The 23,302-nt window shown below is 66.4% G+C and carries 13 protein-coding genes; 5 read left to right on the top strand and 8 right to left on the bottom strand.

Annotated elements, in window-relative coordinates; translation table 11 throughout:
* Positions 1–118: 118 nt before the first annotated feature.
* Both JN302_RS18705 and JN302_RS18700 read right to left on the bottom strand, forming a co-directional pair.
* Positions 119–5,974, bottom strand: a complete 5,856-nt coding sequence (locus tag JN302_RS18705; protein ID WP_202334034.1) for a translocation/assembly module TamB domain-containing protein — start codon at positions 5,972–5,974, stop codon at positions 119–121.
* Position 5,975: 1 nt separating this feature from the next.
* A complete protein-coding gene (locus tag JN302_RS18700; protein ID WP_202334337.1) occupies positions 5,976–7,928 on the bottom strand; it encodes an autotransporter assembly complex protein TamA in 1,953 nt (650 codons plus the stop codon).
* A gap of 355 nt (positions 7,929–8,283) precedes the next feature.
* On the opposite strand from JN302_RS18700, the gene JN302_RS18695 reads away from it, so the two are divergent.
* Positions 8,284–13,746 carry an alpha-2-macroglobulin family protein gene (locus JN302_RS18695; RefSeq protein ID WP_202334033.1) on the top strand — a complete coding sequence of 1,821 codons (5,463 nt, stop codon included), beginning with the start codon at positions 8,284–8,286 and terminating at the stop codon, positions 13,744–13,746.
* Between the two features lie 335 nt (positions 13,747–14,081).
* On the opposite strand, the gene JN302_RS18690 is transcribed toward JN302_RS18695, so the two are convergent.
* Positions 14,082–15,032 carry an IS110 family transposase gene (locus JN302_RS18690; protein ID WP_202331249.1) on the bottom strand — a complete coding sequence of 317 codons (951 nt, stop codon included), beginning with the start codon at positions 15,030–15,032 and terminating at the stop codon, positions 14,082–14,084.
* Between the two features lie 225 nt (positions 15,033–15,257).
* On the opposite strand from JN302_RS18690, the gene pbpC reads away from it, so the two are divergent.
* From pbpC to JN302_RS18675, 3 genes are all read left to right on the top strand, one after another.
* Positions 15,258–17,333, top strand: a complete 2,076-nt coding sequence (pbpC, locus tag JN302_RS18685) for a penicillin-binding protein 1C (protein ID WP_244846499.1) — start codon at positions 15,258–15,260, stop codon at positions 17,331–17,333.
* 72 nt (positions 17,334–17,405) lie between these two features.
* Entirely contained in the window at positions 17,406–17,864 is a 459-nt protein-coding gene (locus tag JN302_RS18680; protein WP_202334031.1) for an RrF2 family transcriptional regulator, read from the top strand.
* A complete protein-coding gene (locus tag JN302_RS18675; RefSeq protein ID WP_202334030.1) occupies positions 17,854–18,744 on the top strand; it encodes an NAD(P)/FAD-dependent oxidoreductase in 891 nt (296 codons plus the stop codon). Before JN302_RS18680 ends, JN302_RS18675 begins: the two co-directional genes overlap by 11 nt.
* A gap of 10 nt (positions 18,745–18,754) precedes the next feature.
* On the opposite strand, the gene JN302_RS18670 is transcribed toward JN302_RS18675, so the two are convergent.
* From JN302_RS18670 to JN302_RS18650, 5 genes are all read right to left on the bottom strand, one after another.
* Positions 18,755–19,153, bottom strand: coding sequence for a type II toxin-antitoxin system VapC family toxin (locus tag JN302_RS18670; protein ID WP_202334029.1), 399 nt, complete (start codon positions 19,151–19,153; stop codon positions 18,755–18,757).
* Entirely contained in the window at positions 19,150–19,383 is a 234-nt protein-coding gene (locus JN302_RS18665) for an AbrB/MazE/SpoVT family DNA-binding domain-containing protein (RefSeq protein WP_202314090.1), read from the bottom strand. The genes JN302_RS18670 and JN302_RS18665 overlap by 4 nt, the downstream gene beginning before the upstream one ends.
* 552 nt (positions 19,384–19,935) lie before the next feature.
* Positions 19,936–21,711 (bottom strand): adenylate/guanylate cyclase domain-containing protein, encoded by a 1,776-nt coding sequence (locus JN302_RS18660; RefSeq protein ID WP_202334028.1) that lies wholly within the window; start codon positions 21,709–21,711, stop codon positions 19,936–19,938.
* Between the two features lie 284 nt (positions 21,712–21,995).
* Positions 21,996–22,436, bottom strand: coding sequence for a YqaA family protein (locus JN302_RS18655; RefSeq protein ID WP_202314086.1), 441 nt, complete (start codon positions 22,434–22,436; stop codon positions 21,996–21,998).
* A gap of 50 nt (positions 22,437–22,486) precedes the next feature.
* Positions 22,487–22,900 carry a MerR family transcriptional regulator gene (locus JN302_RS18650; RefSeq protein ID WP_202314084.1) on the bottom strand — a complete coding sequence of 138 codons (414 nt, stop codon included), beginning with the start codon at positions 22,898–22,900 and terminating at the stop codon, positions 22,487–22,489.
* Positions 22,901–23,022: 122 nt separating this feature from the next.
* Between JN302_RS18650 and JN302_RS18645 the strand changes: the two genes are divergently transcribed.
* Positions 23,023–23,211 carry a hypothetical protein gene (locus JN302_RS18645; protein WP_202314082.1) on the top strand — a complete coding sequence of 63 codons (189 nt, stop codon included), beginning with the start codon at positions 23,023–23,025 and terminating at the stop codon, positions 23,209–23,211.
* Positions 23,212–23,302 lie beyond the last annotated feature (91 nt).

Raw genomic sequence — 23,302 nt, 5'->3', positions numbered from 1 at the left:
CACGACAAGACGTCAGCGCACAGCGCCAGGCTGTCCGGCCCGTAAGGCCAGCGTCGCTGAAGTGCCATTCCTGCAAGCGGTCATGCGGCTCCGGTGACGCCCGGCAAATCGCTGAAATTCAATATTCCCGTTCGAAAAAGATGCCGCCCTTTGCTGCGCCGGTCTCCGAAGCTTCGCCCCGCAGCCTGATCCCACGGCCGACGTCGAGGTCGATCGCGGCCTTGCCCGAGCCCGCCTTGTCGCCCTTCTCGAGCGTCAGATAAGTCCGGTCGTTCAGATATTTGCCTGCCGAAACGGCAGTATTGCCCTGGGCGTCGGTCTTCAGGTCGAGATCGTCGACGCCGAGCCGGCCACGCAGGTTCTCGAGCAGCGACGTCGGTCCTCCGACACCGGCGAGTTGCGCCGCGGCATCCGCGAGCTGGGCGATCTGCAGCGGCGACAGATGCGACATCGAACGTCCGAAGATCAGCCGCGCCAGCACCTCGTCCTGCGGCAAGGCGGGCACCGAAGAGAAGGCGAACTTCGGGTCGGTCGCCGGCCCGGTGACGGTGACCGTGACGGTGGCGTCGCCGGTGTCCGAATCGGCCGCCATGTCGAGTGTGGGTATCAGCGAACCGGCGAAGCCGAGATTGCCGCGGGTGAAGTTCAAACGCCTGGCCAGAATGGACAGACGGCCGCGCCGCATCTCGAACTGGCCCACCGCCTGCGGTGCATCGGAGAAGCCGGTGAGCCTTAGCGAACCGCCGAGCTCGGCGTCCACTCCACGTCCCTGGACGAAGATCTGTTGCGGCGCGTTGATCGTGAGATCGAGGGCGATCCGACCGGTGCCCCCGGTTCCGCTCGCCTGCGCCGGCTGGATGGCCCGCTGCTGCTGGATGACGGCCTTGGGCGCATTCCTGTGCTGGACGTCGAGCGTCGACAGCGAGGCCGGCAGCCTCTGGGGAACGGTGATGACCGTACGGCCGAGATCGATCGTGCCCGAAACGACCGGCGTGCCCACGAGCGAGCCTTTGAGGGCGAGGTCGCCATTGACCGTCGTGGTCACGATCCTGCCGTCGGTGTAGCGGGCGTCGACGATCCTCAGAGAGAGATCGGCGGGAAAGCCCCTGGCCGGGTCGATGCCGACGGTGCCGCGGGCGGACAAGGTTCCGCCGGTGGAGATGTTGCCGGTGAGGCTGCGCAGCGTGGCGACCCCGCTGCCCAGCGAGACGTCGGCAGCCAGATTGTTGACGGCGATGCCCGATGCCGAATCGACGAAACGTCCGCCCGAGGCCCGTACCGTGCCGCTGATGGCAGGCGACGTCGCCGGCCCGCGTATCTGCAAGTCGACGTCGGCATTGCCGGAGAGCGACATGCCCAACGGGGCCAGCCGCCTGGAAAGGATGGCAAAGGGCACGCGCCCGGAGAAATCGAGGCTGAGCGAGGGCGTGCCCGCCGTTCCCACCGTACCGCCGCCCTTGATGGCGAGGCCCGACGCCTCGCCGATATCGGCTTCGAATTTCAGCGCCGAACCGGCGAAGGTGCCGGTCGATGTGACGGAGAGCGGGCCGAGGCCCGCGGCGCTGGTCTGCGCGGTGCCGGCATTCACCCAACGCAACGAATAGCCGACCTCCGGCCTGGATGTCTGGCCGGAGACCCGCGCGGTTCCGGAAATGGTGCCGATGGCGTTGAGCCCGGGCGAGAAGGTGTTGGCCGCCGCCGCCGGCAGCCCCGCAAGCTGAACGTCGAGCGCCAGCGCCTGTCCCACCGTGCCTGAGACGATGACGTTGCCGCCGGCAACCGCCAGCGCAAGCCTGTCGAGCGTCGTCTCGCCGCTCTTGATCACAACGGTAGCGGCCTTGGCGAGGCCTATCTTCATGGCGTTGACCGTCGCCTCGCCCGAGACAAGCTCGATCACCGTCTCGCCGTTCTGGATCTTGAAGCGGCCGGCCGCCTTCGCCGGCATCGCATTAACGGTTGCGCCACCCGAAAACCCGGTCCAGACGCCATCGCGGGTAAGCGTGACGTCGGCATTGCCGACAGTCGTGCCGCCGGAGACGATCGTGCCGGCACGCACCCTGCCCGATACCGCCGGCGCAGCGAGATAGTCGGTCACGGTCGCCTCGACCGAGACGGCCTTTGCGGAGAGATCGCCGCGCGACAGCGCCGCGGTCGTCAGGTCGACGACGATCCCGGGAACACCGTCGGCCCTGAGGAAGCGGATCCTGCCTTTGATGTCCCCCTTGGCCTCCTCGAACGCCAAGGCGGCGAGCGGCCCGACATCGGGGATGAGGACGTCGACGGCGCCTTCCGGCACGAAGGCGTCGTCAAGCACGAGGTCGCCGGTGATGCGGTTCTGGCCGAGCACGAGCGACAAGCCGCCGACCTCGCGGCGCCCCTCGGTCGTCTTCAACACGGCCGAGCCGTTGAGCGGCTGGCCGGCGACATTGCCTTTCAACGACACATTCGCCGACGGATTGGCGAAATCGGCAGCACCCGACGCCGTCAGTTCCAGCCCGGTGATCTCGCGACCCGCCGCCTGGATCCTGTCGCTGGTGACGGTGAGCGACAGGTCTGGCGCGTTGGGCCTGCCCCTGGCGTTGACGGAGAAGGCGATGTCGCCCGCTGTGCCCTCGGCGACCTGGCCGACATTGGAGAAGACGCCCCTCAGCGCGGCCTCGATATTGTCCGCCGCGAGAATAGCATTGCCGTCGACCGCGAGATCGCCCGAGACCAGCTTGACGGGATCGGCCGTCAGCATGCCGGCAGCGTCACGTTTGACGGTGGCCGTCAGCGTGACGCGCTCGCCGAGCGCCGGGGCAGCGGCGGCCGGCAATGTCGACGCGGCGGCATCTGCCTCGATGTTGAGGGCGAGCGCGAAATCCGGGCGCGAAACAGTGCCGGCGGCCCTTGCCGTCAGGGCCTGTCCGGTCAGCGAGGCCGAGCCGATCGTGATCGCCGTTTCGGAAAGCTGGGCTTCGGCTGCAAGCTTCAGCTGTCCGGCGACCAACGGCGCCAATGCCGCGCCGGCAGGAGTGACGCTGCCGATGGTGACATCGGCGGCGAGCGGTCCGCTCGTGGTCGTCACGTCGAATCCGTCGGAATGCAGTGTCGCCTCGATGTCACGCAGCTCGTTGCCCTGTACCGCGACGCGATCGAGCGATGCTTCGACGTCGAGCATCGGCTGTTTGCCCGGACCGAAGATGCGCACATTGGCAGCGCTGAGAGATACCGACGCCGCCTCTTCGCCCGTTCCAAAAGCAAGCGGGACAGAGCCGGCAACAGCCTCGGCCTGGATGGCGAGGTCGTTGGCGCCCTCCGGATTGAGCGAACCTGCCGTAGTGATGCGGATGGCCGGAGACTGGATCGTCGCGTGCTCGATGTTCACCGATCCGGCCGCAGCCAGCAATGCCGCGATATCGAAATCCGTCCTGCCGGCCAGCAGCGGTCGCGCGACTTCAGGCACAAAGCGTTCGAACTGGCCGTCGCCTTTGACGGTGATCCGCCGGCCGCCATCGGCCAGCACATGATGGGCCGAGAGGCCAGTGACCGGGACGCCGTCGATGGCCACCGTTCCTTCACCCTGCCAGTCGGCAGCAGGCCCGGAGCCCGAGACGGTGATGTCGAAGACGGGCGATCCGGCGAGCATCAGCGCTTTCGCGATCGTGCCGCCTTCCGGTGCCGTCGCGCGCAAGGTGAGATCGAGCCGGTCGCCGCTGAGGCCGGCCGTGGCGGCGACATCATGCGCGGCAACCGATCCGGACACGACGGACCCTGCACGCAGCCGGCCCGAGATCGCGGGCTCGGCGAGATAGTCGGAAACGGTCGCGCCTAAGGCGACGCCCTCGGCGACAAGATCGGCGCGCGACAGCGACGGCGACGCCGTTTCAAGCACGATCTCGGGGACCCCGTTGTTGCGGGCGAAGCGGATCTTGCCCTGGATCTCGCCCTTGGCCTCCTCGCCGGCGAGGGCAGCGAGCGTTCCGACATCAGGCACAGTGAGATCGAGCGTGCCCTCCGGCAGGAAATCGTCGCCGAGCAGCAGATTGCCGGACAGGCGGGCGTCGCCGAGCGCCAACGTCAGCCCGTCCACCGACCGACGTCCATCCGTCGTCCTGATCGTGGCTGTTGCGTTGAGCGTCTGGCCGGCGAAGTCGCCCTTCAGAGCGACATCCGCCGTCGGATTGGCGAGGTCGACCTTGCCCGACGCCGTGACATCCAGCCCGGTGATCTCGCGCCCGGCGGCCGCGATCTTGTCGCTGGTGAGGCCGAGCGCGACATCGGGAGCATTGCGGTCGCCCTTGGCCGTCATCGAGAACTCGACCGCACCGGTAGCACGGTCGGCCAACGGGGCAATGTCGGCAAGGCTGCCCTTCAACGCTGCATCGACGGTGTTGCCTGCAAGGCTCGCATTACCGCCCATGGCGAAGCCGCCGGAGTTCAATTGCAGTGCCTCCACCGACAAATCGCCGGCCGCATCGCGCTTGACCGTCGCGGACAAGGCGACCCTCTCGCCCAGAGCCGGCCGCGCGGGCGGAGGCAGTGCCGAAGCGGCGACATCAGCGGCCAGAGCGATGGAGAGTGCAAAATCGGGGCGGCTGATCTCGCCCGAGAACCTGGAAGCGACGACATCGTTGGCCAGGGTGCCGGCAATGGCGCCGATGGCCGTCTCGCTCAGCTCAGCCGTCAGATCGGCCTTGAGTTGCCCCGCGAGCAGCGGCGCCAGTGTGGGGATGTCGCTGACGGCCGATCCAGCGGAGAGATCAACCGCCACAGGGCCGCTGCGACGGGCAACGTCGAAGCCATCGGAGTGGATCACAGCCTCGATGTTGCGAAGTTCCATACCTTGCGCGGCAAGCCGCTCGAGAGATGCGGTGACGTCGACATTCGGCTTGTCGCCGGGGCCGAGCACCCGCACGCTCGCGTTTGAGAGGGCCACCGAAGCTGCGCCGAAATCGAGCGCGACCGGCCCTGCGACGGTGAGCGCAAAATCGCTCGCGCCCCGAGGGTCGATCGTACCCTTGGCGCTCGCGCGTACGGCTGCCGATTGAAGATCGGCCCGCTCGACTTCGATGCGGCCCGTCGTTCCGAGGAGCCCGGAGATGTCGAAGTCGGCCTTGCCGGAGAGCAGCGGCCGCAACGACTGCGGCAGGAAGCGCTCGAACTGGCCGTCGCCCTTGACTGCGATCCGGTTGCCGCCTTCGACCGCCTGTCGCGAGCCGGAAAGGGTGGTCACCACGGCACCGTCGACCGAAAAGGTCCCGCTGCCCGACCAGTCGTCGATCGGGCCGCTACCCGACACGAGGATCTGCACCGGCGGGGCGCCGGGCAGTTGCAGGAGATTGGCGATGATCCCGCCCGCCGGTTCGGAGCCGCGGACGGCGACGCCGAGACGCTGCTCCGACGGGACGAAGTGGATCGAGGCGTCGAGGTCGCCGCCGACCCCGTCGATGCGTTTGACCCGCAGTTCGGCCCCGATGTTCAACGGATCGGCGAGCGCCTGCAGCGAGCCTTCCGCCGAGAGCTGTGCGACCGCGCCGGCGATCTCTTCCCCAAGTGCGATGTCGGGGAGATCGATATTGTCGATGGCCACCGAAACCGGGAGGCCGCCTCCACCGCCGCCACCGCCTTTGTTCTGCGAGCGCGGCAGACGCGCCACTTCGAGCCGCTGGGCGAAAATGCGTTCCGCGTTGAAGGTCCAGGAAATGAGCGCCAGCGGCGACCAGTCGATCTCGGCTCCGCGTATGACGAGCCATGGGCCCTCGGCATCCTCAATCACGACATGCTCGACCCTGAGATCGCCGCTCCAAATGCCGCCGATACCGCCGATCCGGACCTTCATGTCGTCGGTGGAGGCCATCGTCGAGACGAGCGCGGCGAGATTCTCGCGGCCCTTGTCGGTAAGCGTGAAGGCCGCGACGGCGCCCGCGGCCAAGGCCAGCACGGCCAGAAGCACGTAGGAAAGGATGCGGAGCACTCGTCTGAGGACAATCATGTCAGAACGCCTGGCCGATGCCGGCATAGATGCCGAAGTCCGGATCGCCCGGATCGGGATTGAGCGGCACTGCCGCGTCGATACGCAGCGGTCCGAAAGGCGTTAGATAGCGCAATCCCAGGCCTGCACCAAACTTGACGTCCGAGAAGCTGGGAAACTCGTTCTCCGATACGGTGCCGGCGTCGATGAACGGGACGATGCCGATTGTCTCGGTGACGCCGATGCGCATCTCGAGCGAAGCCTCTGCGAGGGAGCGACCACCGATCGGGTCGCCGGCGGCGTCCTTCGGACCGACGCCCTGATAGGCATAGCCCCTGACCGAGCCGCCGCCGCCGGCGTAGAAGCGGCGGTCTGCCGGAATGTCGGCAAGATCGGTGCCGACGATCGACCCCAGAGCGGCGCGCGCGGCCAAGACGAAGCGCTCGGCATTGTCGATCGCGCGGTAGGCGGAACCCTCGGCCTTCATCTTCACGAAGGTGTTGCTGTTCAAGATGTCGTAGGTCGGCTCGACATAGGCGAGCGCCCTGAAGCCGCGCCTGGCGTCGAGCGGGTTGTCTCGGTTGTCGAACACATATTGCAGCGGCGTGCTGACCAGAAGATAGGTCTTGCCTTCGGGGTTCAGCGGATCCTTCACATCTTCCCACTCCACCGCCAGCTCTGCCGACAGCGACTGCCTCTTCGACAACTCATATTGAACGCCGGTACTGGCCCGGGTCGAGAACCGGTCATACGCGTCGGGATTTTCGTAGACAGTCCTCACATTGGCGAAGAACTTCGAGTCCGGACCGATCACGCCCGGCTTCTCGAACAGGATCGCGGCATTGTAGTTCAGCTGCTTCAAGCCGCTATTGTCGCCGTAGCCCCCGCCGGCGCCGATGCGGCCGATCGAACCTTCGATGCGCAGCTTCTCCGCGTGACCGAAGAGGTTGCGATGGGCCCAGTAGCCTTCGAGGCCAAGACCGTCGGTCGTGGAGTAGGAAGCGCCGCCGCCGAAGACGCGCCGCTTGCGTTCGCTGACCTGGAGGTGGAGCGGAAGCGAGCCGTCGGAAGCGAGCGCGTCGGCCTCGGTCAGATTGACGCTGGAGAAGACGCCGAGATTGAGAAGGCGCTCGCGCGCCTCGTCCATCTCGTCGGGCGAGTAGGTCCTGCCGGGTTCGAGCCCGACCATATAGGCCGTGAAGGCGGGATCCATGTATTCGGTGCCATCGACCGTGGTCTCGCCATAGGTCGCGATCGGACCGGCCGCGACGGAAAGCGTAACGTCGAGGGTCTGCGTCCTGTGGTCCGCGACGATCTCGCGCCCGGTTACCCGGGCCAGCGGCCGCCCCTCCTCGCGAAGCGCCCTGACGATGTCGGCTTCCGCCTTGAGGATCACGCCTGAACCGGCTGGACCGCCGGCGATAAGGCCGAATCGCGCCGGCGCAAGATCGGCCGCGTCGCCCTTCAAGGCAACGTCGCCGAGCGTGAAGACAGCGCCTGGGTCGACGACGATCGTGACCGGGACCGGTTCCCCGGTGAACACGGCGTCGGGCGCGATGTCGTCGAGCGGCTGGCCGGCGATCGAAATTCTCACGACTCCGTCGTAGCGCGCCTGCCGGTAGAGCGCCGCGATCAGCAACTCGCGTTCCGATCGTGCCCGTGACAACAGGCCGAGCGAGCCCGAAACCGGACGCTCCTGCCCGGCCACCAGTTCGGAGGCCTTCTCGAGCGTTTCCTGCAATTCCTTGTCGCCATCCGAGACCGTGAGCGTCACGGTATAGCGCAGCGGATCGGCGATATCGGCATCCTCTTCTTCGGAGGAGCCCCACAGCTTGAATCCGAAGAGTTCGAACGCGCCGGCCGGATGAGCCGCGATCGGCAGTGCGGCGCAGGCAAACAATGCCGTAGCCACGGCGCGCGCCAGGACGCGGCCGCTCCGACAGCCCCCCCGCAAACGCTGCTTACTCGACTCCATCATTCACAGGCTAGACGCGAAAACCTAAAATTGTTTTGACCTTATGAAGCACTCGTAAAGCAGCCACAATCGAATCGTCAGAAATAGCAAGTCGGGTGCAGGACACTCCTCCTTGCACTGATGAAAGATTGCGTGAACCCTTGTATTCTGGGGACAGCGTCATCGTCCAGTCACACGCGGCGGGGAACCGGTTGGAGCGGCGGGACCGGTTCGTGTTGACCGCCCGGGATAGGAGAGTGCCCCCGGCCGAAGCACAGCGCCCACGGGTTGTCGCGCGCGGGCGTCTCGCGCGTTGACAAGCAGCGGGCAAGGTTGCTGATGTGCCGCTGGGACGATCGATGGAGGTCATATCGCAATGCGTAAGGTCCACAGGTTCTCGGCACTGATCTTCCTGATCCTCGCCTTCGTCGCCCCCGCCTTCGCGGCAAGCGATGGCCGCTCGATCGTCACCACCGACGGCAGCGACTATTTCGGCTTCGACCTCAGGACCGAGCAGAACGTCACGCTCGACGGCTGCAAGGCCATCTGTCTCGCCGATTCGGCCTGCCGGGCCTTTACCTACAATACCAGAGCCCAGTGGTGCTTCCTCAAATCCGACTACAACCAGCTGAAACCGTTCAACGGCGCGGTTGCCGGCAAGGTGGTGAGCCTCGCGTCCGATCCCGATATCGGCGCGCCGGCCGAGCCCGCTTTCCTGCCCTCCTGGCTCATCGACGAAAGCAGGCAGTTCCGCCAATCGCTGGCCGGCGAGGCGACAGGGACCGAAGGGCTGGCCGGGCTGACCGCCGCCGCACGGCAGAGCATTCAGTCAGGCGATCCGCGCGGCGCCGTGGCACAGTTCAAGGCGGCGCTTGCGATCGCCACGGACGATCCGGCCTTGTGGAACGAGCTGGCGAGGGCCGCCCTCGCCATCAGCCCGAGCAGCTATGCCGAGCGGGTGGAGCTTCAGCGTGTCGCCACATCCGCCGCCTATAACGGCTATCTTGTCTCCCGCACGGCCTCCGCCCGCGCGGACACGCTCGCCGCGCTCGCGGCCGGCCTCGACCGGCGCGAGCTCTTCCGCCCGGCGCTGCAGGCCTATGAGGCGAGCCTTTCCCTGGCGAATTCGCCGGCGGTCCGGGCCGCCTACGAGGATCTCAAGGCGACCAAGGGCTTCCGCGTGGTCGACCACTCCATCGATACCGACAGCGCCTCGCCGCGGGTCTGCGCCCAGTTCTCGGAGGATCTGGTGAAGGTCGGCACGGATTATTCGACCTTCGTGACGGTCGACGGCGCCGCGCCCAAGGGCATCGAGGCCAAGGAACGCCAGATCTGCGTGGAGGGCCTGGCCCACGGCCAGCACTACCGCGTCGCTTTCCGCACCGGCCTGCCGGCAGCGATCGGCGCGGTCCTGGAAGCGCCCGTCCTGCTCGACGTCTATGTCCAGGATCGGCCGCCTTCGGCCCGCTTCACCGGCGACAGCTTCGTGCTGCCCGCAACCGCCCGCCGCGGTATCCCCATCGTCACGGTCAATCTGGACGTGGCCGACGTCAAGCTTTACCGCATCGGCGACCGTTCGCTGGCGCAGCTTCTATCCGGCTACCAGTTCCTGCGCCAGCTCGACAGCTACGACCTGACGAACATCGCCGAGCAACTGGGAGCGCCCGTGTGGAAGGGCAAGCTCGACATCGCCAACGAGCTCAACAAGGAAGTCGTCACCTCCTTCCCGGTCGATGAGGCGCTGCCCCAGCGCAAGCCCGGCGTCTATGTGCTGACCGCCGCGCCGGTCGACGACCGTCGCGACGAGTGGGAATCGCGCGCTACGCAGTGGTTCGTCGTCTCCGACATCGGCCTGTCGACCTATACGGGCGAGGACGGGCTCCATGTCTTCGCCCGCTCGCTGGGCACCGCCAGGCCCCTTGCCGGCGTCGATCTGACCCTGCTCGCCAAGAACAACGAGGTGCTGGGCACCGGCAGGACCGATGCGGAAGGCCGCGTCACCTTCACGCCGGGCCTCGTGCGCGGGGAAGGCGGCATGGTGCCGGCCGTGCTGATGGCCGACAATGGCGGTACCGACTTTGTCTTCCTCGACATGACGCGGGCCGGCTTCGACCTGTCCGACCGCGGTGTCGAAGGGCGGCCCGCGCCGGGCGCGCTCGACGTCTATGCCTGGACCGAACGCGGCATCTATCGCGCCGGCGAGACCGTCCATGTGGCGGCACTCGCCCGTGACGACGCCGCCAAGGCGGTCGAGAACCTGCCGCTCACCTTCAACTTCACCCGCCCCGACGGCGTCGAGGACCGGCGCATCGTCAGCGACGGCGCCGCCGTCGGCGGCCATGCCGTCGATCTCGCCCTTTCCGGGAACGCGATGCGCGGCACCTGGCAGGCGAGTATCCACACCGATCCCAAGCAGCCGGCCGTGGCGCAGATGATGTTCCTGGTCGAGGACTTCGTGCCGGACCGCATCGAATTCGACATGACTGCCGACCGCGACGAGATCGCCGCCGGCGAGACCGCCAATGTGACGGTGGACGGACGGTTCCTCTACGGCGCCCCCGCCGCCGGCCTGCCGCTCGAAGGCGAGGTCACGCTGTCCACGGAGCGCGAGTGGCCGCGCTACAAGGGCTATGTCTTCGGCCTTGCTGACGAGCAGGAAGGCGAGGCGACCCGTATTCCGCTCTCCGACCTACCCGACGTCGGCGACGACGGCAAGGCGGAGTTCCCGATCGTCCTCGACCAGTTGCCGTCGACCACCCGGCTCTTGAACGCCGAGGTGACGGTGCGCATGCGCGAGAGCGGCGGCCGCGCGGTCGAACGCAAGCTCGATCTCCGCGTCAGGCCACAGGGCGACAAGATCGGTATCCAGCCGCAATTCGAGGGCGAGGTGCCGATGGGCGGCACCGCCGGCTTCAAGGTCATCGCCGTCGACAATGCCGGCAACCGCAAGGCCGAAACGGGCCTGGCTTGGTCGCTGCTCAAGGTCGAGCGGAACTATCAATGGTACCGCAGCAACAACTCCTGGAACTACGAGCCGGTGACCTTCACCAAGGCCATTGCCTCCGGCACGATCGATGCATCGGCCACTGCCGAAGCCGAGATCAGGATGCCGGTGGACTGGGGCCGCTACCGGCTCGAAGTCGAGAGCTCCGATCCGAGCGGTCCCGCAAGCAGCTATGAATTCGATGCGGGCTGGTATGTCGCCGCGAGTTCGACCGAAACGCCCGATGGGCTGGAGATCGCCCTCGACAAGCCGGTCTATGCCGCTGGCGACGTCGCCAAGCTGCAGGTCTCGCCGCGCTTCGCCGGCGAGCTGCTGGTGACCGTGGGCTCCGAGAAGCTGCTCGCCACCGTATCGGCCAGCATTCCGGAAGGCGGCGCGACCATCGACATCCCCGTCGGCGACGGCTGGGGCGCCGGCGCCTATGTGACGGCCACGCTCTATCGACCGGGTGAAGCGATCGAGACCCGTATGCCGGCCCGCGCCATCGGCGTGAAATGGCTGAAGGTCGATCCCGGCGCGCGCAAGCTCGGTGTCGCGGTGGCCACTGTCGAGAAGACCGAACCGCGCAGGCCCCTGGAGATACCGGTCACGGTGACCGGCGCGGCACCCGGCAGTGATGCCTATGTGACGGTCGCGGCCGTCGACGTCGGCATCCTCAACCTCACCAATTACAAGACGCCGGATCCGGAAGCCTGGTTCTTCGGCCAGCGCATGCTCGGCATCGAGATCCGCGACCTCTACGGGCGTCTGATCGACGGCTCGCTGGGCGCGGCCGGTCGGCTCCGCACCGGCGGCGACGGCGCCCAGATGGCGACCGAGGGCAGCCCGCCCACGCAGAAGCTGGTCGCCTTCTTCTCCGGCCCGGTGAAGCTCGACGCGGAGGGCACGGCCACGATCGCCTTCGACATTCCGCAGTTCAACGGCACCGTGCGGGTGATGACCGTCGCCTGGACAAGGGACGCCGTCGGCCATGCCACGTCAGACGTCGTGGTGCGCGACCCGATCGTGATCACAGCCGGCCTGCCCCGCTTCATGGCGCCCGGCGACGAGGCCCAGCTCACGCTCGACATCGCCAATACCGATGCTCCCGCCGGCGACTACACCGTGACTGTCGAAGGCAACGACCGGCTGGATGTCGCGCTCGGCGGCGACATCGGCACGCTCGCTCTCGAACCCGGCAAGCGTCAGACGCTGACGATACCACTGACGGCCCAACAGGTCGGCGAGGCCGGGGTTACGATCCGGCTGGCCAATGCCGCGGGCCGGACCGTGGAACAGGCGCTGTCGCTGCCGGTCCGTCCGGCCGCGATGCCGGTGACCACGCGCTCGCTGATCGGGATCGCGCGCAACGGCGGCAAGCTGACCATCGACCGCGAAGTGCTGGCGGCCAGCCTGCTCGACGGGGCGACGGTGAGCGTCGGCGTATCGCCGGCGGCGGCCTTCGACGTTGCCTCCATGCTGATGACGCTCGATCGTTACCCCTATGGCTGCGCCGAGCAGACCACGAGCCGCGCGTTGCCGCTGCTTTATGTGAACGAGCTTTCGGCCGGATTCGGCATGACCGAGGACCCGGATCTGAGGAGCCGGATCCAGGACGCGATCTACCGGGTCCTCAACTACCAGTCCAGCTCCGGCAGCTTCGGCCTCTGGGGCCCGGGCTCGGGCGACCTGTGGCTCGATGCCTATGTGACGGATTTCCTGACCAGGGCGCGGGAAAAGGGCTACGACGTGCCTGATCAGGCGATGCTGCAGGCCGTGAGCAACCTGCAGAATTCGCTTGGCTACGACCTCGATCTGGAAGGCCGCGGCAGCGAGATCGGCTATTCGCTCTATGTGCTCGCCCGCAATAAGAAAGCTTCGGTCGGCGATCTGCGTTACTATGCCGATACCAGGATCGAGGCCTTCTCGAGCCCGATGGCCGTAGCGCATCTGGCGGCGAGCCTCGCGCTCTACGGCGACGCGCAACGCGCCGAGCGCGCCTTCCAGGCGGCGCTGACGCTGGCGAAAAACACGGCCGAATACGACTATTACCGGTCCGACTACGGCTCGAAGCTGCGCGACGGCGCCGCCATGCTGGCGCTCGCTGCCGAGAGCAGCCCGATGCCATCGTCGATCGCGGAAATGGTCGAGTATGTCTCGGCCGAGCGCGGCAAGGCGCGTTGGACGAGCACCCAGGACAACGCCTGGATGCTGCTCGCCGCACGGGCGCTCGTCGCCGGCAATGACGCGATCCGGCTGGAAGTGAACGGGGCGCCGCATTCGGGCAGCTATTCGACGCGGGTGACGGGCGAGGAACTCGTCGCCCAGCCGATCAGCATCGCCAATCCCGGCAAGACGCCGATGGAGGCTGTACTCACCACCATGGCCGTGCCGCTTCAGCCGCTGCCTGCTGGCGGCGACGGCTTCACAATCGAGCGCACCTACTACACGCTCGACGGCGCCGAGGCCAATGTCATGGAGGCGAAGCAGAACGAGCGCTACGTCGTGGTGCTGAAGATCGCGCAGCTCAACAACTGGGCCTCGCGGGTGCTGATCAACGACCTGCTGCCGGCCGGCTTCGAGATCGACAATCCCGGCCTGGTGTCGAGCGCGCAACTCGACAATTTCGGCTGGCTGCCGCAGACCGAGGCCGCCCATCTGGAGTTCCGCGACGACCGCTTCATCGCGGCCTTCAACCGGGGCCAGGGCGACAATTCCGAGGTCACGGTCGCCTATGTCGTGCGTGCGGTGACGCCGGGCGTCTTCGCCCATCCGGCGGCGACGGTGGAAGATATGTATCGTCCCGAATTCGCGGCCCGCACGGCAACCGGCATGATGGAGGTGAAGGCGCAGTAGGATGTTTGGCTTGATGCGGCGGGGCGTACCCCTCATCCGACCGCGCTTCGCGCGGCCACCTTCTCCCACAAGGGGAGAAGGCAGGAGCCTGACCTTGCCGGCTCTGCAAGCTACCAGCTAGGATGCTTCGAAGAGATGCAGCGGGACGTACCCCTCATCCGACCTCGCTTCGCGCGGCCACCTTCTCCCACAAGGGGAGAAGGCGGGAACCTGGCGTTGCCGGCTCTGCAAGCCACCAGCGTTGACGATTGGCCGAGACCTTACTGCAGGCGTCCCCTTCTCCCCTTGTGGGAGAAGGTGGCCTCGCGAAGCGAGGTCGGATGAGCAACCATGATTCAGGCGCTGGCATTTTGAGGGTTCCACGGCGTTCCTCTGGCGAGGACAGCGTTGGCCATGTGGACCAGCTTTCTGGCGCAAGCGACGATCGCCTGTTTGTAGGTCTTGCCCGCGTCGACCAGACGTTTCCTGAAGGCCACGAGGATCGGGTTCCAGTGGTTGGCGGCCGAGAAGGCCGCCATGTAGACGGCCTTGCGCAGCCGCCGGCGTCCACCCGCGATGCGGCGCTGTCCGGCATGGGTTCCACTGTCGTGGTCGAAGGGGGCCACGCCGACGAGCGCCGCCGCCTCGGCTCGGCTCAAGCGGCCGAGTTCGGGCATGCGCACGACGAAGACCAGGGCGGTGATCTCGCCCAGGCCGGGGATGCTCAGCAGCAGGGCGAACCGCTTGGCCAGATCGGCATGGGCCTTCACCTTTGCAATGAGCTTGGCGAGCTCCTTGGACTTGCGCTTGCTCAACCGCCGGATCTCGGCCTCGAGGTAGCGCCGATGCGCCGGATCGCTGAAGCGGTCACGCCGGGTCTCGTGCCGGGCAATGTCGTCGGTGAGGGCGTCGATCAGCGTCATGTGCTCCTGAAAGGCCGCCAGCCGCGGATCGGCCGCCGCGCCGCCGCTGCCCAGCGCCGCCGTGGCGGCGAGGATCAGATCGGCATCGATCGCATCATTCTTGGCACGGCGACCGCGAAAGATGCGATAGCCGTGGACCTGACGCGGATCGAAGACCTTGACCGCGAAGCCCACCGCTTCGAGCGCCGCTCTGACGGCGGCTTCGTAGTTGCCGCTCGCCTCCATGCCGACCCGTTCGACCCCGGCCGCCGTCAGCCGCGCCGCCAGCCGGCGGTGGCCGGCGGCGTCGTTGGTCTCCACAAAACGCTGCCCGTCGAAAACGGCAACGTCGAGCGTGGCCTTGGAGACATCCACACCGGCGCATTTCATGCTAGTATCGTTCATCTTCGTCGACCCAACCTTGCGTTAATGCGAACCAGGGTGTTCAAGCAACCATCCGGGTCCGATGAAGAAAGTCGACTGCGATCACGCTCATCCTCAGCCAGCAACGGCTCAGGGGTTTCCGATCCGACAATCGACCGGCTCTGCAGGGGTGGCCACCCCTGCAGAGCCAACTCCTCATCCATAGCAGGATTTCCTCATACAAGGGGTGTCGGGCGCCCACCGGCCTTGCGACGGCTCGCCATCGCCGCCGCATCGGTCGCCGTCCTGGCGACCTCGGTGGCGGGCGGTCTCGCATGGCTCGACCAGGCTTTCCCGCCGCCGATCCCCGCCCGGCTCACCGTCTCGCCCGAGGTCGTCGACCACGACGGCGCGCTGCTGAGAGCCTTCGCCACGCCAGACGGACGCTGGCGGCTCGCCGTCGATCTCGATCATGTCGACAAGCAGTTCGTCGACATGCTTGTCGCCTATGAGGACAAGCGCTTCTGGACGCATTCCGGCGTCGACCCGCTGGCGCTCTTGCGTGCCGCCGGCCAGTTCGCCGGCAGCGGCCGCATCGTCTCGGGGGGCTCCACCTTGTCGATGCAGCTCGCCCGGCTGATGGAGCCGCGCGAAAGCCGGTCCTTCGGCGCAAAGTTCAAACAGATCTTCCGCGCCGCCCAGATCGAGCGGCGGCTGTCCAAGCGCGAGATCCTCGAGCGATACCTGACGCTCGCGCCCTATGGCGGCAACCTCGAAGGCATCCGCGCGGCCTCGCTCGCCTATTTCGGCAAGGAGCCACGCCGGCTGACCGTCTCGGAAGCCGCGGTACTGGTGGCGCTGCCGCAACTGCCCGAGCGACGCCGGCCCGACCGCAACCCGCAAGGCGCCCACAAGGCGCGCGAGCGCGTGCTCGCCCGCATGGTGAGCGCCGGCCTCATCGGCGAGGCCGAGGCGGGCCGGGCCAGCGCCGAGGAACTGACGGCGATCCGCCGCCCCCTTCCCGCGCTCGCGGCCCACGCCGCCGAGACGGCACTGCGCAACGCGCCGTCGCAGACCCGCCACGAACTCACCATCCGCAAGCGCGTACAACAAGGCCTCGAGATGGTGGCGCGCCAGGCTGCCGCCAAGCTGGGGCCGCGACTTTCGGTAGCCATGGTGCTGGCCGATGCGCGCACCGGCGAGATCCTCGCCGAAGTCGGCTCCGCCGACTTCTTCGATGCCCGCCGCTCAGGCTGGATCGACATGACGCGGTCCGTGCGCTCGCCGGGCTCGACGCTGAAACCTTTCATCTACGGCCTGGCGATCGAGGAAGGCCTGGTCGCCCAGGAGACGCTGATCGAGGATCGGCCCGCCAACTTCGCGGGCTACCGGCCGAAGAACTTCGACATGAGCTACCAGGGCGACGTCAGCGTCCGCCAGGCCCTTCAGCTTTCGCTCAACGTGCCTGCCGTCCGTCTGCTCGACGCAGTCGGTCCGGCTCGGCTCACCGCCCGTTTCCGGCAGGCGGGCGTCACGCCGCAACTGCCGCCCGGCGAAGCGCCCGGCCTGGCCATCGCGCTCGGCGGCGTCGGCGTCTCGCTCCGCGAACTGGTCCAGCTCTATACCGGCCTCGCCAATGCAGGACGGGCTCGGGCCCTGCGCGACGGAAGCGAGCGGCCCGGCACGCCGCCTGCCGCAGGCGGCACCGTGCTCAGCGACGCCGCGACCTGGCAGGTCGCCGATATGCTGGCTGGCGTAAAGCCGCCGGAAGGCTCGGCGCCGCGCGGCCTCGCCTACAAGACCGGCACCAGTTACGGCTACCGCGACGCCTGGTCGATCGGTTTCGACGGCCGCTACGTGCTGGGCGTCTGGGTCGGCAGGCCGGATGCCGGCGCCGTGCCCGGCCTGTCGGGCTACGTCTCAGCCGCTCCAATCCTGTTCGAGGCCTTCGCCAGGTCGGGCCTTGCCGCCGTGCCCCTGCCGCGCGCGCCGGCCGGCACCTTCAAGCCAAGGCGCCACGAATTGCCGGTGACGATGGAACGTTTCGCTGCCACGGAAGACGGGTTGATTGCCGCGAAGCCGACCGAGCCGGCGCCGCAGATCGTCTTTCCCCCGGACGGCGCGCGCGTCGATCTCGGCGCCTCAGGCGCCGAGACCTCGCCGCTGGTCCTGAAACTTCAGGGCGGGCGCGCGCCCTTCCGCTGGCTCGCCAACGGCAAGCCGCTGGCCGAGGTCGTGCGCCGCCGCACCGCGACCTGGGTGCCCGACGGCGCCGGGACCTCGGTGCTGACTGTTATCGACGCAGCCGGCAGGGCAGCCAGCGTGAAGGTCTTCGTCGAATAGTGCCGTTCCCGTATCCCGGATGCTGCGCATGGTGACTTGACGTCGTCCCAATCATGTATCATTAAAAGTTACATGAGAACCGACGGCAGGCTTTCCGCAGTCCTTCATGCCTTGCTCCATATGGCCGACCATGGCGGACCCATGACGTCGGCCGAACTCGCGCGCTGCATGAACACCAACCCGGTCGTGGTGCGGCGCACGATGGCCGGGCTACGCGAGGCTGGCCTGGTAGCGTCCGAGAAAGGTCATGGCGGCGGCTGGGTGATCGCCTGCGATCTCTCCGCGGTGACCTTGAAGGACATCTATGACGCCCTGGGCGCGCCGACGATCCTGGCGATGGGGGTTGAGCTCGAACACCGCACCTGCCTCGTCGAGCAGGCGGTCAACCACTCGCTGAACGACGCCTTCCGTGAAGCGGAAGCATTTCTCATCGGTCGGCTCGCCGATGTGACGCTGGCCAGGCTCGCCGAAGAGTTCCGGGCGCGCGCAGCCCGGTTCCGGAACCAACACAAAGAGGCACATGATGTATGAAGCCATCATCGTCGGCGGCAGCTATGCCGGCATGTCCGCAGCACTGCAGCTCGCCCGTGCGCGCCGCAGGATCCTGGTGGTCGACCAGGGGAGCCGGCGCAACCGCTTCGCCCGGACCTCGCACGGCTTCCTCGGACAGGACGGGCGGGCGCCCGAAGCGATCGCGGCCGACGCCCGCGCGCAATTGACGGCCTATCCGACCGTCGAATGGATCGACGCACGCGCCGAGCTCGGCGCGCGGACCGAGAATGGCTTCTCGGTCACCTTGGAGAATGGAGACACCCACGATGCAAGACGGCTGGTGCTCGCCACCGGGGTCGTCGACAGCCTGCCCGACATTCCCGGGCTTGCGGAACGCTGGGGCCAAAGCGTGTTCCATTGTCCCTATTGCCATGGCTATGAGCTCGGCAACGGCCGCATCGGCGTGCTGGCTGTGTCCTCATTGTCGATGCATCACGCCTTTATGCTGCCGGACTGGGGAAGCACGACCTTGTTCCTGAACGGCGCATTTGTCCCTGACGCAGATCAGCGCGCTCAACTGGATCGCCGCGGGGTTGCGGTCGAGGAATGCGCGGTGGAGAAGATCACCGGCGAAGCCGACGTCGTCCTGACGGACGGCCGCGTCGTCAAGCTCGACGGGCTGTTCACGATGCCGCGCACGAGCATGGCCAGTCCGCTCGCCGAGCAGCTCGGCTGCGCCTTCGAAGAGGGGCCGATGGGACCTTTCCTGCGGACCGACACCGTCAAGGAAACCACGGTGCCTGGCGTGTTCGCCTGCGGCGATGCGGCGCGCGCCGCAGGGTCGGTCGCGCTGGCCGTCGGCGACGGCGCGATGGCGGGAGCCGCCACCCATCAGTCGCTCATGTTCCGCGCCTCCTGAGGGGAACGCTTCAAGGCGTGATAAGCGTCAGCGACGGAAAACAGGTGCGGTAGCGACCGATGTCGCGGGTCAGCAGCGGCAACTCGCTGACCGCGGCGTGGGCACCGATGAAGAGGTCCGGCAGTACCCCGATGCGTGATCCGCCCGATTTGCGATACTGGGTGAATGCCTTCCCGGCGAGGAACAGCGCCGGCCGCGGCATCGGCGCGATCGCAAGGCCGGCCGCCTCGACAAATTCGTCGACGTCCTCGATCCGGCTGTAGCGAACGGAAATCTCCGCATAGATGACATCGTTGATCAGCAACGGTCCACGCAGCGAGGCGGCCTCGAGTTGCGCGATCGACCACTCCGCCCGGTGTGGATCGTCGGTGACAAGGTCGAGCAGAACGTTGGCATCGACGAGCGTCACGTCTCACCGCGCGTCAGTGCCATGATCGCGTCGGTATCGAGCCCCTTGCCGGCATGACCACGCAGTCTGGCAAAGCGACTCGCCGGGCGTTCCTCATCCGCACGAACCAACACCACGCTGCCGTCGGCGGCGCGGCGGAAATCCACCTTGCTGCCCGGTGCGATCCCCAACAGGTCGCGCACCGGCTTGGGAATGGTCACCTGACCTTTTGCGGTCACGGTCGCGGTCATCGTACCCTCGGTAAGGACTGTTCACAGCAAGGTATTACCTGCGACCAATGGATGCAAGCAGGCGAGTGCCCTGCCCGACGTTTGGACCGCTGGAAGCTCTATGATGGGCAGGAGTATGTCGATGAAGCGCGTCGGTTCTGGGATCTTTCTTCCGGGACAAGCTCTGTGGCGCGCAGCCTGCGAAGGCCGTAGCGGCGGAACAAGGGCGTTCGCCGCCGAGCGAAGCGGCAATCAGCGCCCGTCTGCTCGAGGGGGCGTCGGCTAGCGGTCAATTCCGACGCTTGATACCAGAACCGTAAGGCTTGCTCAGAGTGGAGAGCCGAAGTTCCCGTTCGCGATTTCAACGGGCAGGATGCGCCATCTGCGGACGTTCGTCAGGATCCGGACCAATGGTCGCTATGCATATTAGCTGTCCCTGGCTCCACCCACAACCGCCTGCACCAGCGCCATGAGCATGTCTCTCGGACAATCCGATGCGAACCATCCGGCCCCAGACAGCATGCATTGGACCCCGCACAGAAGCTGTGGCCCATTGCCGCCGCCGGCAAACAATCAGCTGGCCAGGCCAGCCTTCCGCAGGCCGTCCACAATGCGCTCGAAATCGGCAGGGTTCTTGTAAGGGAGAACTTTGCGCCTGTGCTCCAGGGAATAATCGGGATTGATCCGGAACACTTCCTCCCACTCACCGCGCGCCTCCGCGAAGCGGCCCAAGTGACCATAGCTCGCCGCCAGTAGCACCCGCGAGACGTCGGTGGCTGGATTGCGGACGAGCCGCCGCTTCAGTATGACGACGGCCTCCTCGTACCTGCCCAGCTGAAACATCGCCTGCGCGTAGAAATGCAGGATCATGTCCGGGTAATAGGGATTCAGGGCCATTGCCCGCTCGAAACAGGCGAGCGCCTCGGCCGACCTGCCAGCATAGTGCAGCGCGTTGCCTAGATTCTCGTATCCCTCGACAAGATTGGGAGCAAGCGCGATCACGCGTTCGGCCTCGCGGATGGCCACGTCATGCTGTCGCAAGTGCACGTTGACCACACCGAGCGCCCAATGGGCATAGGGATATTGATCGTCGAGCGCCACCGCCCGCGTCGCAGCCTCAATCGCCAGTTCAAGCGATCTCGACGGCGATTGGCTCCACTGGCTGACGTAGGCCAGTCCATGTGTGACGGCGAGGAACGCGTAGGCCGGAGCGAATTTCGGGTCGAGCTCGATGGCGCGTTGCAACAGCTCCCGGCCTTGGGCGTTGTGCTCTCTCGTCAACCGCCACATGTGTTCACGGCCCCGCAGGAAGCAGTCATACGCTTCCAGGTTTTCGGTCTGCTCCGCAGCCAGCCGCTGCTGGTCGCCCTCTCTCAGGTTGAGCGCGAGCGCGCCGACAATCTGCTGCGTCACGTCGTCCTGTACGGCAAAGATGTCGGTCAGGTCGCGATCGAAACGCTCCGCCCACAGATGGCCGCCCGATGTCGCGTCGATCAGCTGTGCGGTGATCCTCACCCTGCTGCCCGATTTACGGACACTTCCCTCCAGCACGTAGCGCACGCCGAGGTCGCGGCCCACTTCTTGGACGTTCACGTTCCGGCCCTTGAAGGTGAACGACGAGTTGCGGGCGATGACGAACAGCTGCGACAGCTTCGACAGAGCCGTGATGATGTCTTCGGAGATGCCATCGGCGAAGTATTCTTGCTCGGCATCGCCGCTCATGTTGGCGAAGGGCAGCACGGCAATCGAGAGCGCCGGCGGTGATGGAGCCAGCACGCGACCAGGGGCGGCATCGGCGGTCACTGTTGAGTTTGCCTGTGCGGCGACGCCGACCTGGAGCGAATAAATCCGAATCGGCTCGGCGATGTTCTTGAGCCGTGTGTTGCCGAGATCGGTGACGGAGAGATCGAGCCTCGCCTTGACTTGGCGGTAGGCATCTTCCGACAAGCAAATGGACCCAGGCGCCGCAACGCCCTCCAGACGCGAAGCGATGTTGACACCATCGCCCATCAGGTCGCCGTCGCTTTCTTCGACTACATCCCCAAGATGGATGCCGATCCGGAACTCGATGCGACGGTCCTGCGACACTCCAGCATTGCGCTCGACCATGCCGTTCTGAACCTCGATAGCGCAGCGGACGGCGTCCACCACGCTGCGGAATTCGACCAATGCCCCATCGCCTGTGCGCTTGACTACGCGCCCATGATGCACGGCGATGGTGGGATCGATCAGGTCGCTGCGCAATGCCCGCAGCCGCGCCAAGGTACGATCTTCATCAACACCGGCTAGTCGGCTGAATCCGACCACGTCTGCGGCAAGGACTGCGGCTAACTTGCGATTCTCGCCCATCGGGCGTCCCTCCTCATATCCAAGATAGCAGGAAGAAAGAGGGCAAGGGGAACTTTCGATTCTACTCAAGGCGCCTTTTGGATGGAATAGCCGCTGACCATCGTCGGCCGGCAAGGAAGCCATGCAGCATGCCTGGCAAGGACTGCCCCATCGCGCGTTTCGGACGTCCGCTGCCGTCACACCGCACGTCCGCTCGGGTCAGTACTTCCCCTTCCATTTCTTGAGCGGAACGGCAGAGAAGGGTCGGAACAGATCTTCCGCACCGGGTGCCAAGCGTCAGATCTTCACCACCAGGTCGACCCAAGAGCCGTGGCCAGCACCAGATAGCGGCCGATCTTGGCCACTGCGACCAGTAGCAGGAAGCTCCAGAGCGGCTCCCGCAACACGCCGGCGGCGACCGTCAGCGGATCGCCGATGATCGGGAGCCAGCTCAGGAGCAGCGTCCATCGGCCATAGCGCTGGTACCACGATGACGCCCGGTCGAGGCTCGCCGCCCGGACCGGGAACCAGGGCCGGTCGCGGAAGCGATCGATGCCGCGCCCGAGCAGCCAATTGATGACGGATCCCAGCACATTCCCGATGCTCGCGACGGTGATCAGCAAGACGGGCGAATAGGCTTCAGCGAGAAGCAACGCCGCCAGCGCCGCTTCGGACTGGGCTGGAAGGATCGTCGCCGCCAGCAATGCGGCCAGGAACAGCCCGCCATAGGCGGCAAGCTCACCCATGGCACTAACGCCCTCTGCGGCTTTTCATGCTGCGATGCTCGATCCCGAGGTCAGTGCTCGCTCTCGCAGAGATCGTGATTGGCCAGCGCCCGGATCACATAACAATCCCTGACGGAACCCGAATGGCAGTGCGAGGAGATCCTCTCCAGTTCCTGCTCCAGGCGCTTCAGCTTCGCGATGCGGTCGCGCACCGCCTGGAGTTGCTCGGCCGCGATGCGGTCGGCCTGCTCGCAGGGGCGTTCGGGATGGGCGCTGAGCTCGAGCAGTTCACGAATGGACTCGATGGTGAGGCCAAGATCGCGCGCATGCTTTATGAAGGAGAGCCGGTCCCGCTCGGCCGTGCCGTAGCGCCGCTGGTTGCCCTCCGAGCGTTCGGCCTGCGCCATCAGCCCCATCTGTTCGTAATAGCGGATGGTCGGAACCTTGACCCCTGTTTTGCGCGACAGATCGCCGATGGTGAACATTCCGATGCTCCGCCCAAATCTCCAGTGACTATAGCTATATTTAGGCGCCGGCGCCGTCAGCCGCAACCGGGATTTGACGCGGCCTCGATCATGTATCGGCCGCCCTGCCCGGCTTGAACCTCATGCCGCTGGAGGTGTTAGCCACAGGCGACGAGTCGATGATGGAAGAGATGGAAATCCTTGATCCTGAAACACTGATGCTGGTGACCGGCTCGGCTCCGGCCAAGATCGCCACCGCACGCATTATCCGATGCGAGACGGCATATCGGTGGAACTGCTCTTCGATCGCCAAGGTCGTCTTTCCGGCATGATCGACCTGCATGAGAGTCGCGAGGTGATTCTGCAGAAGATCCAGCGTGTTATTGCCGCACCGGCAGCAACAAAAACTTAACTATGGTGACC

Origin of the sequence: Mesorhizobium sp. L-8-3 (assembly GCF_016756615.1) — a bacterium.
Taxonomy (GTDB): Bacteria; Pseudomonadota; Alphaproteobacteria; order Rhizobiales; family Rhizobiaceae.
The sequence above is the reverse complement of the archived record's forward strand: the minus strand, read 5'-3'. Positions and strand labels throughout refer to the sequence as shown.